Here is a 10,451-nt window from a genome sequence, read left to right as displayed (position 1 = left end):
GGTGTCGTTGACGGCCGCCCAGACGGCTTCGGCGACATCCGTCTCCTTCGTGGTCAGCACGGGCTTGGCAAACTGCGCGAAGATGGGAGCGGCGAAATCGGCGTAGGCCTCCGGGATCAGGTCCTCGACCTTGACGGAGCTGTTCTGGGCGAACCGCGTGGTCGGCGCGTAGCCGGGTTCGACGAGCTTGGCGCGGATGCCGAAATGCGCGAGTTCATGGGCAAGCGAGCCGGTAAAGCCTTCGATCGCCTGCTTGCTCGCCGTATAGGCGGCGGCAAGCGGCATCGGCGCCAGCGCCACGCTTGATGTGACGTTGACGATGACGCCAGACCGGCGTGCCCGCATCAGCGGGATGACCGCCTGCACCATAGCCATGGTGCCGAAGGTGTTGGCCTCGAAGACCTTGCGGATATGCGCCATCGGCGTCGCCTCGAAGGCGCCGACGACGCCGATGCCGGCATTGTTGACGAGCGCATCGATCGGGCCGGCGGCGTCGATGGCCATCGCGATGCTTGCCGCGTCCGTCACGTCGAGCGGCAGGATGCGCAGGTTGGGCGAGGGCGGCAGGATATCCGCGCGCGGCGTGCGCATGGTCGCGATGACGGTCCAGTTGCGTGCGAGGAAGTGGCGGGCCGTTTCAAGGCCGTAGCCGGATGAGGTGCCGGTGATCAGGATGGTGTTCATGGGATTATTTCCTGTTGTGTTGATGATCCCAATCTAGCGCGTCGTATCCGGACTAAATACGATTGATGATCCATATTTTGTTTGCTAAAGTCCGAAAATGGTCGATCCACTCTCCGAAATCATCGGACTGCTGCGTCCCCAGGCGGTGTTCACCAAGGGCATCAGCGGGGCAGGGCGCTGGGGTGTGCGTTATACGGATTTCGGCCATCCGAGTTTTGCCATCGTGATCGAGGGCGCCTGCCGCCTCGCTGTGGATGGGCAGCCCGAATTGATGCTTCAGGGCGGGGATTTTGTCCTCCTACCGAAGACACCGGGTTTTACGATGACGGGTTTCGAGCCGGTCCGGCCGCAGGTCATCGATCCGCATGCTGCCGCGCTGGCGGCCGGCGAAGTTCGCCATGGAAGTCAGGATGGGCCGCCGGACGTTCGCATTCTCGGCGGCTATTTCATCTTTGAGGGCGAGGATTCCGGGCTGCTGGTCTCGCTTTTGCCGGGGCAGGTGCATGTCCGTGGCGTCGAGCGGCTATCGCCTTTGGTCGGGCTGCTGATCGAGGAGGCGGCTTCGGATCGGCCCGGCCGCGATCTCGTGCTCACGCGGCTGGTCGAAATCGTGCTGGTCGAGGCACTGCGGCTGGTGCCGTCGCGGGATGCGCCGGCCGGCCTGCTGCGTGGGCTCGGCGACGCGCGCCTGGCCGAATCCCTGCGTCAGATGCATGGCGACCCCGCCCGCGCCTGGACGATGGCCGAGCTTGCCAAGGCCTCGGCACTCTCCCGCTCCTCGTTCTTCGAGCGCTTCTCGCGCCATGTCGGCGTGGCGCCGATGGAATATCTCATGGGCTGGCGAATGGCGCTCGCCAAGGACCTTCTGCGCCGCCGGGAGGCCGATATCGCCGAGGTTGCCGAGCGCGTCGGCTATGGCTCGGCTAGCACCTTCAGCACCGCCTTTACCCGCCATGTCGGCCAGCCGCCGGGGCGCTATGCCAAACAGGGCGCGCTGCGCGTGTGAAGCCGGTCAGTCGCCTGCCGTCCGCGCCGCGATGATGTCGTGGTCCATCTCGGCCAGCGCCCGGTCGAGATGGCCTTCCAGCACCAGCGTCGCCTCCTCGGGAACGACTGTTATAGGCGGCGCACCGAAGAGGCGCACCTGCTGCGACTGGGCAAGCCCCTCTTCGAGGCCGCGCTGGAGGAGATCGAAATAGCGCGTGCCGGGACCCGTGATGGCGATAGGCATGTTCTCGTAGAGGCTCACCATGCGCGACAGGCCCTGGCCGAGCGCAAGCCCGGCCTGGCGGAAGGCATATTCCGACATGCGGTGGCCCTGGCGGGCGCGCAGCGCGATCTTGTCCATTTCGGCAAGCGGCACGAATTTCGCCGGGATCGTATCCGGCGGCACTTCGAAGGCGGTGCGCAGGATGCCGTAAAAACCGGCGGAGGCCTCGATGCAGCCCTGCGAGCCGCAGCGACACAGCTTGCCATCCGACGAATTCAGCATGTGCCCGAAATTGGGGGCGGTGACGGTCAGCTCGCCGGTGCGTTCGAAGCGGGCGATGCCAAGCCCGATGCTGTGGCCGAGCGACAGGGCTGCGACCGCCTGGAGGTTCTTCACATCAGCCTTTTCCATGCGCAGCGCCATGGCATGGGCGACGAGCAGCGTCTCGTTGCTGATGAGGATCTTCGCCTGCCAGTGCGGTGCGAGCAGGGCGGCGAAATCCACCTGCTGCGCGCCAAAGACCGGAGACCAGACAAGTTTTGCCGCTGCCGGATCGACCAATCCCTTGCTGCTGATCGAGACGACGAGAACCCGCTCCCGCGTGATGCGCGAGCGCGCCACCAGTTTTTCCAGCGCCGCCACGAAGGCGTCCGCGAAGGGCTGGGTGGCGGTGTCGGCGTGGTTGCGCGGTTCCTCGAACCGGTCGAGCAGCGTGCCGCCATAATCGGCCAGCGAATATTGCACGACGTCGGAGGAGATGCGCACGGTGACGAGATAACCGGCATCGCGCCGTTGGCCGAAGATGACGCGTGGCCGGCCGCGCGAGACCGACGCCTGCTGCTCGCGCCGTTCCAGCACCTCTGCCTTTTCCAGTTCAGCGGTGATCGCCGAGATCGTCGCCGAGGCGAGGCCGGTGTGCTGGGACATATCCGTGTGGGCAAGGGGGCCGTGCCGGCGCAGCGAGGCAAGCACGAGCGCGCTGTTCTGCTGACGCACAAGCTCCGTGCTCGATTTCACCAGCATCTGTTGTTTCCGCTCGCTTTCACAGGCTGCAACCCATGCCCCTCCCAAAGCATCAGTCACGCTGTCATTCAAGGCCTTTAAAGCCATGTTGACAGCCTGGAAAAGTTCTGACATTTATTTTCTCGACTGTCGAGAAAAAAGTCCCGGCACACCGGGAGGAGCATCAAGACAGTGTTATCGTGGCTGGCCGTTGATTGGGCGGGAGGTTCGTCCAGGCGGCCGGTGTTCACTTGGGAGGATAATATGAAGTCCGTTTTCAAGCTGATGGCAGGGGCTGCCATCATCGTTTCCCTGCATTCCGGTATTGCGCACGCCAAGGATCTCACGGTCGGCGTTTCCTGGTCGAACTTCCAGGAAGAGCGCTGGAAAACCGACGAAGCTGCCATCAAGGCCGCTCTCGAAGCCTCCGGCGACAAGTACATTTCCGCTGACGCCCAGTCTTCTGCCGCCAAGCAGCTGACCGACGTCGAGTCGCTGATCGCCCAGGGCGCCAATGCCATCATTGTTCTCGCCCAGGATTCGGAAGCCATCGGCCCGGCCATCGAAAAGGCGGCCGCTGAAGGCATTCCGGTCGTCGGCTACGACCGCCTGATCGAAAACCCGGCTGCCTTCTACATCACCTTCGACAACAAGGAAGTCGGCCGCATGCAGGCCCGCGAAGTGTTCAAGGTGAAGCCGGAAGGCAACTACGTCTTCATCAAGGGCTCGTCGTCCGACCCGAACGCCGACTTCCTCTTCGCTGGTCAGCAGGAAGTGCTTAAGGAAGCGATCGACGCCGGCAAGATCAAGAACGTTGGTGAAGCCTATACCGACGGCTGGAAGCCGGAAAACGCCCAGAAGAACATGGAACAGTTCCTGACGGCGAACGACAACAAGGTCGACGCTGTCGTCGCGTCCAACGACGGCACGGCCGGCGGCGCGATCGCGGCACTCACGGCACAGGGCCTTGCCGGCTCCGTCCCGGTCTCGGGCCAGGACGCCGACCACGCCGCGCTGAACCGCGTCGCTCTCGGCACCCAGACCGTCTCGGTCTGGAAGGATAGCCGTGAACTCGGCAAGCGCGCTGCGGAAATCGCAGCCACGCTCGCCAGCGGCAAGACCATGGATGACATCGAAGGTGTCACCACCTTCAACGGCGGCCCGAAGGGCGTCGAGATGAAGTCGGTCTTCCTCGCACCGCTGCCGATCACCAAGGACAACCTGAACGTCGTCATCGACGCCGGCTGGATTTCCAAGGAAACGGCTTGCCAGGGTGTTGCCGCCGGCTCCGTTGCAGCCTGCAACTGAGGAACGCCATCCGGTACTGACCTGACCATCGACAAGCGCCGCAGCGGCTTCCGTTGCGGCGCTTGCGCAAGATGGGCAGCGGGCGGAGGATGATGCGACGACACATCCTCGGACCGGAGAGATCTGGACGCCCGGACGACACGTTCAACAAAAGTGGGGGAACGGCAAACCATGGCCGACATCACGACGACCGCATCTGCCAATCGCGCGCGATCGGCAAGCGAGAACCCGGTGAAGCGCTTCTTCCGCGCCACCGAAATCGACACGCGCCTGCTCGGCATGGTCGGCGCGCTGCTGATCATCTGGATCGGCTTCAACATCCTGTCCGGCGGCCTGTTCCTCACGCCCCGCAACCTCTGGAACCTCTCGGTCCAGACCGCCTCCGTCGCCGTCATGGCGACCGGCATGGTGCTCGTCATCGTCACGCGCAACATCGACCTTTCGGTCGGTTCCATCCTCGGCTTCGTCGGCATGAGCATGGGCGTGCTGCAGGCAGAACTCCTGCCGCAGCTGCTCGGCTTCAATCATCCGGCGATCTGGATCGTCACGCTCGCCTGCGGCCTGCTGCTCGGTGCCGCGATCGGCGCGCTGCACGGCTCGATCATCGCCTTCCTCAACGTGCCCTCCTTCATCGTCACGCTCGGCGGCCTGCTCGTCTGGCGCGGCGCGACCTGGTTCGTCACCAGCGGCCGTACCGTCGCCCCGATGGATGCCACCTTCCGCCTGATGGGCGGCGGCACCGAGGGTTCGATCGGCGCGACGGCCAGCTGGATCGTCGGCGCGCTCGCCTGCGCGGCCATCGTCGCGACGATTGCCAACTCCCGCAAGCAACGCAAGCGCTTCGGCTTTCCGCTGCGCCCGATGTGGGCGGAATATTTCCTCGTCGCCATCGGCTGCGCGCTGGTGCTCGGCGCCGTCTTGATCGTCAACTCCTATCCCTGGCCCGTCGCCATCGCCCGCAAGTTCGCGGATGCCAACGGCATCGCCTGGCCGGAGGGTGGCCTGTTCATTCCGCACGGCATCGCCGTGCCGGTGCTGATCGCCATCGTCGTCGGCATAGTCATGACCTTCATCTCGACGCGCCTGCGCTTCGGCCGTTACGTCTTCGCGCTCGGCGGTAACCCCGAGGCAGCGGAACTTGCCGGCATCAAGACCCGCTGGGTCACCGTCAAGATCTTCGCGCTGATGGGCATTCTCTGCGCCATCGCCGCCGCCATCTCCACCGCCCGCCTCAATGCCGCGACCAATGCGCAGGGCGAGCTCGACGAGCTCTACACGATCGCGGCCGCCGTGATCGGCGGCACGTCGCTGGCGGGCGGCATGGGCACAATCGCTGGCGCCATGCTTGGCGCCCTCGTCATGCAATCGCTGCAATCGGGCATGGTGCTGGTCGGCATCGACACCCCGTTCCAGCGCATCGTGGTCGGTATGGTCCTGGTCGTCGCCGTCTGGCTCGACACGGTCTACCGGGCTCGCGCCAAGTAAGAGGAGTTGGACCAATGACGGACACCACCCGTACGCCCCTTGTGGAGCTGAAGAACATCTCCATCTCCTTCGGCGGCATCCATGCCGTGGACAATGCCTCGGTCGATCTCTATCCCGGCGAGGTCGTCGCCCTTCTCGGTCACAACGGTGCCGGCAAGTCGACGCTGATCAAGATACTCTCCGGCGCCTACAAGCGCGATGGCGGCGAGATCCTGATCAATGGCGAGCCTGCCGACATCGGCAATCCACGCGACGCCAAGAAATACGGCATCGAGACGATCTACCAGACCCTCGCCGTCGCCGACAATGTCGACGCCGCTGCCAACCTCTATCTCGGCCGCGAGCTCAGGACCCCCTGGGGTACGCTCGACGACGTCGCGATGGAAGCCAAGACCCGCGAGGTGATGGGTCGCCTCAACCCGAACTTCCAGCGCTTCAAGGAGCCGGTGAAGGCGCTCTCCGGCGGCCAGCGGCAGTCGGTGGCGATCGCCCGCGCCATCCTCTTCAATGCGCGCATCCTGATCATGGACGAGCCGACAGCAGCGCTTGGGCCCCAGGAAACGGCGCAGGTCGGCGAGCTGATCAAGCAGCTGAAGAAGGAAGGCATCGGCATCTTCCTGATCAGCCACGACATCCACGACGTCTTCGACCTCGCGGATCGCGTCTCGGTCATGAAGAACGGCCAGGTCGTCGGCCACGCCCGCACCGAAGACGTGACGAAGGACGAAGTGCTCGGCATGATCATCCTCGGCAAGGTGCCGCCCAAGGCCATTCCCGGCCCCGGCGCCATGCAGACGGCTTGATCGCACGGCCAGACCCAAAACGAGCCGCCGGCATCCCCGGCGGCTCTCTTGTTTCCAGGGATCTGCCCTCGCAAAACAAAAACAGCGCCTCTTTCAACAATTTCCCGATTGAAGCCCGCCCGCACCTGGGCTAAGACCCTTCCATCGGACAGGCGAGTCATCGCTTTGGGATGCACCCGTAGCTCAGCTGGATAGAGTGTTGGATTCCGATTCCAAAGGTCACAGGTTCGAATCCTGTCGGGTGCGCCATTTTCTCTCAACGATTTGCGGGCCTTTGACCACGCCATCCGTGAGGATAATACCATGCTTCGAAAGATCGCTGTCATTATCGGCCTTATTGCTGTCGGTCTTTCCACGACAGGATGTGCGCGACACTCCTGCCGTGATTGGCCGGGTACGTGCATTATCCAGTGATACCAAAGCGACAGGCCGGTACTAAACGGCTTTTCTCATCGTCTTGAACGGGCATCTTGCGGGCAGAACTGGGCGGCGGTTGCGAGGACCTTGCACCCCGCCAACTGCTCACAAAAAAGACCGGGCGATATCATCGCCCGGCCAGTTGCCTTGGGAGCTCTGATCCGTCAGGCGACGGAGATCTGGCGCTTTTCCTCGACGGATTTCACGGCGGCGTCGGCTAGCGCCAGGGCGGCGAGGCCGTCGGCGCCGGAGGGGGTGATGGCGGCACCCTTTTCGATTGCGGCGACGAAGGCTGCGATCTCGTTGGCGTAGGCTGCCGTGTAGCGGGTCATGAAGAAATCATGCAGCGGCGGGCGGGTGTAGCCGTCGCCATTGGCGATCTCGATGGAGACCGGCCGCTGGTTTTCGGCGGAGACGACGCCCTTGGAGCCGTGCACTTCGATGCGCTGGTCGTAGCCATAGGTGGCGCGGCGCGAATTGGAGATGACAGCCTGCTTGCCCGACTTGGTCTGCAGGATGACCGAGACGCTGTCATAGTCGCCGGCCTTGCCGATATCAGGATCGACCAGAACGGCGGCGGTGGCCGAGACCGAGACGACCTCTTCACCGAGCAGGAAGCGGGCCATGTCGAAGTCGTGGATCGTCATGTCGCGGAAGATGCCGCCCGAGCGCTTGATGTAATCGACCGGGGGCGCGCCGGGGTCGCGGGAGGTGATGGTGACCATCTCGACGTCGCCGATCTTGCCGTCGTCGATGGCCTTGCGGACGGCCATGAAGTGGGGGTCGAAACGGCGGTTGAAGCCGACCATCAATTTGCCCTTGGTTTCCTCCACCACCTTCATGCAGGCGCGCACGCGGTCAACGTCGAGGTCGATCGGCTTTTCGCAGAAGATCGCCTTGCCGGCACGGGAGAAACGCTCGATGAGGTCGGCATGGGTGTCGGTCGGCGTGCAGATCACGACGGCGTCGATATCCTTGGCGGCTTCGATCGCCTCGATGGTGCGGACTTCGCAGCCATATTGCTTGGCGATGGCGTCGGCGGCGGCCGGGAAGGCGTCGGCGACGGCGACGAGCACGGCGTCGGGATTGCCGGTCACGGCCTTGGCGTGGACCTTGCCGATGCGGCCGGCGCCGAGAAGACCAAATCTCACAGTCATCTTCATTCTCTCAAATAAGCCGCACGCTTGGGGACCATGCGGGAGGAGGGGCGGGGCGATGCGCTCGCCCCGCAAAAGCGCCGCGGCGAACCGCGAGGGTTTGGTCACGTCTTGCGCTTCTTCTGGCGGTAGACGTCGACGACGACGGCGGCCACGATGATCACGCCCTTGACGATCTCCTGGTAGAAAGCATCGACGCGCAGGAAGGTAAAGCCCGAGGTCATGACGCCGAGGATGATAGTGCCGATGACCGTACCGGTGATACGACCGACACCGCCGGCAAGCGAGGTGCCGCCAATAACGGTCGCGGCGATGGCGTCGAGTTCGTACATCACGCCCATGCCGGCCTGGGCGGTCTGGGCGCGGGCGGCGGTGACGACGCCGGCAAGCCCTGCGAGCGCACCGGCAATGGCATAGACCTTCACCAGATGGGCTTCGACATTGATACCCGAGACGCGGGCGGCCTGCACATTGGCGCCGATCGCATAGGTGAACTTGCCGTAGCGGGTGTAGCGCAGCGCGATGTGGAAGATGACCGCGACGACGAGGAAGATCACGACGGGCCAGATGCCGGTGCCGATGAAGTTGAACTGTTCCGTGAGGCCCGAAACCGGCTGACCCTTCGTGTACCACTTGGAGATGCCGCGGGCCGAGACCATCATGCCGAGCGTGGCGATGAAGGGCGGGATCTTCGTCTTGGCGATGAGCTGGCCGTTGATGAAGCCGGCGAGCAGGCCGACGCCGATGCCGAGCAGGACCGGCACGATGACCGGCATGTCCGTCAGTGAGGGATAGAGCGCGCGGGGCCAGGTGGAGGCTTGCGCCAGGGAGGCGGTGAACATCGCCGTCATGCCGACGACCGAGCCGGACGACAGATCGATGCCGCCGGTGATGATGACCTGCGTCACGCCGACGGCGATGATGCCGATGACCGAGACCTGCAGGATGATGATCGTCAGGCGCTGCGGGTTCATCAGGAAGCTCTGGCCGACGAAAATCCAGCCGAGGATTTCGTAAACCAGCGCGATGCCGATGAGGACGAGAAAGATGTTGAGTTCCGGCGGGAGCCGGCGCGCAGATTTCTGCGCGGCGCCTTGAGCCTGCGCGGCGGAATTCGTGCTCATGATTACCTCCCTTGCGGCCGCTTGGCGGCGCTGATCTTTACAGGCCCACTCTCACTGGGCCGCCAGTTCCATCACCTTGACCTGCGTTGCCTCCGCCCGGTCGAGAATGCCGGTGACGCGGCCCTCGTGCATGACCATGACGCGGTCGCTCATGCCGAGAACCTCCGGCATCTCCGACGAGATCATGATGACGGCGACGCCGTCGCGGGCGAGTTCGGTGACGAAGCGGTGGATTTCCGCCTTGGCGCCGACATCGATGCCGCGGGTCGGTTCGTCGAGGATGAGGATGCGCGGACGGGTGAGCAGCCAGCGGCCGATCAGCACCTTCTGCTGGTTGCCGCCCGACAGGTTCTCGATGCGCTCCGACAGGTTCGGCGTCTTGACGCGCAGCTTTTTGCTCATCTCCTCGCAGACCTTGGTCAGCGCAACCTCCTGGACGAAACCGTTTTTGACGAACTTGTCCTGGAGGACAGCGATCTGCATGTTCTCGAGAATATCGAGGATCAGAAGACAGCCGGTATCCTTGCGGTCTTCCGTGAGGAAGGCCATGCGGTGCTTGATCGCCGTGTTCGGGCTGTCGATGCTGACTTGCTTGCCGTTGATCGAAATCGTGCCCGAGGTCGCCGGTGTCACGCCGAAGATCGTCTCTGCGACATTCGAGCGGCCGGAGCCGACAAGGCCGGCAAGGCCGAGGATTTCGCCGGCGCGCACGTCGAAGGAGACGTCGTGGAACACGCCCTTCAGCGTGAGGTTCTTCACCGAGAGCACGACGTCGCCGATCGGGACCTCTTCCTTCGGGAACATCTGGGTGATCTCGCGGCCCACCATCATGCGGATGATGTCGTCGCGCGTCACGTCGGTGGAGGCATGGGTGCCGATATATTTGCCGTCGCGGAACACCGAGAATTCGTCGGCGATCTCGAACAGCTCGTTCATCTTGTGGGTGATATAGACGATGCCGATGCCTTGGGAGCGCAGGTCGCGGATGATGGTAAAGAGGTGCTCCACCTCGCGCTCGGTCAGCGCCGAGGTCGGCTCGTCCATGATGAGCACGTCGCTCTCATAGGACACAGCCTTGGCGATCTCGACCATCTGGCGGTTGGCGACCGAGAGGTCGCGCACCTGCGTTTCCGGGTCCATCGCGATGTTGAGGCGCTTGAATAGTTCCGCCGTCTTGCGGCGCATCTCGCCGTGATCGACGAAGCCGAAGCGGGTCTTCGGTTCGCGTCGGATCCAGATGTTTTCCGCCACCGTCATGAAG

General features: G+C 63.9%; 9 protein-coding genes and 1 tRNA gene. 5 read left to right on the top strand and 5 right to left on the bottom strand.

Annotated elements, in window-relative coordinates:
* The coding region (locus ACOZK4_RS02275; protein WP_421590184.1) for an SDR family oxidoreductase at positions 1–684 on the bottom strand (684 nt) is incomplete at its 3' end.
* Positions 685–781: 97 nt separating this feature from the next.
* Between ACOZK4_RS02275 and ACOZK4_RS02270 the strand changes: the two genes are divergently transcribed.
* Entirely contained in the window at positions 782–1,690 is a 909-nt protein-coding gene (locus ACOZK4_RS02270) for an AraC family transcriptional regulator (RefSeq protein ID WP_421590183.1), read from the top strand.
* Between the two features lie 6 nt (positions 1,691–1,696).
* On the opposite strand, the gene ACOZK4_RS02265 is transcribed toward ACOZK4_RS02270, so the two are convergent.
* Positions 1,697–2,917, bottom strand: a complete 1,221-nt coding sequence (locus ACOZK4_RS02265) for an ROK family transcriptional regulator (RefSeq protein ID WP_421590182.1) — start codon at positions 2,915–2,917, stop codon at positions 1,697–1,699.
* Positions 2,918–3,160: 243 nt separating this feature from the next.
* Between ACOZK4_RS02265 and xylF the strand changes: the two genes are divergently transcribed.
* The 4 genes from xylF to ACOZK4_RS02245 all read left to right on the top strand — a co-directional run bounded on the left by xylF (position 3,161) and on the right by ACOZK4_RS02245 (position 6,741).
* Positions 3,161–4,204, top strand: a complete 1,044-nt coding sequence (gene xylF / locus ACOZK4_RS02260; RefSeq protein WP_313524468.1) for a D-xylose ABC transporter substrate-binding protein — start codon at positions 3,161–3,163, stop codon at positions 4,202–4,204.
* 171 nt (positions 4,205–4,375) lie between these two features.
* Positions 4,376–5,689 carry a sugar ABC transporter permease gene (locus ACOZK4_RS02255; RefSeq protein ID WP_313524470.1) on the top strand — a complete coding sequence of 438 codons (1,314 nt, stop codon included), beginning with the start codon at positions 4,376–4,378 and terminating at the stop codon, positions 5,687–5,689.
* Between the two features lie 14 nt (positions 5,690–5,703).
* Complete coding sequence (locus tag ACOZK4_RS02250) at positions 5,704–6,492, top strand: ATP-binding cassette domain-containing protein (protein ID WP_314085727.1); 789 nt, start codon at positions 5,704–5,706, stop codon at positions 6,490–6,492.
* Positions 6,493–6,664: 172 nt separating this feature from the next.
* Positions 6,665–6,741 (top strand) — tRNA-Arg (locus ACOZK4_RS02245).
* A gap of 332 nt (positions 6,742–7,073) precedes the next feature.
* On the opposite strand, the gene iolG is transcribed toward ACOZK4_RS02245, so the two are convergent.
* From iolG to ACOZK4_RS02230, 3 genes are all read right to left on the bottom strand, one after another.
* On the bottom strand, positions 7,074–8,066 hold the full coding sequence (gene iolG / locus ACOZK4_RS02240) for an inositol 2-dehydrogenase (RefSeq protein ID WP_421590180.1): 993 nt from the start codon (positions 8,064–8,066) through the stop codon (positions 7,074–7,076).
* A 104-nt stretch (positions 8,067–8,170) separates the two neighbouring features.
* Positions 8,171–9,190: an ABC transporter permease gene (locus tag ACOZK4_RS02235; protein WP_421590179.1), complete on the bottom strand. Its 1,020-nt coding sequence runs from the start codon at positions 9,188–9,190 to the stop codon at positions 8,171–8,173.
* A 51-nt stretch (positions 9,191–9,241) separates the two neighbouring features.
* A partial coding sequence (locus tag ACOZK4_RS02230; protein ID WP_421590178.1) for a sugar ABC transporter ATP-binding protein occupies positions 9,242–10,451 on the bottom strand: 1,210 nt, incomplete at its 5' end.

It is taken from the genome of Shinella sp. M27, from assembly GCF_049199905.1.
Classification (GTDB): domain Bacteria; phylum Pseudomonadota; class Alphaproteobacteria; order Rhizobiales; family Rhizobiaceae; genus Shinella.
The sequence above is the reverse complement of the archived record's forward strand: the minus strand, read 5'-3'. Positions and strand labels throughout refer to the sequence as shown.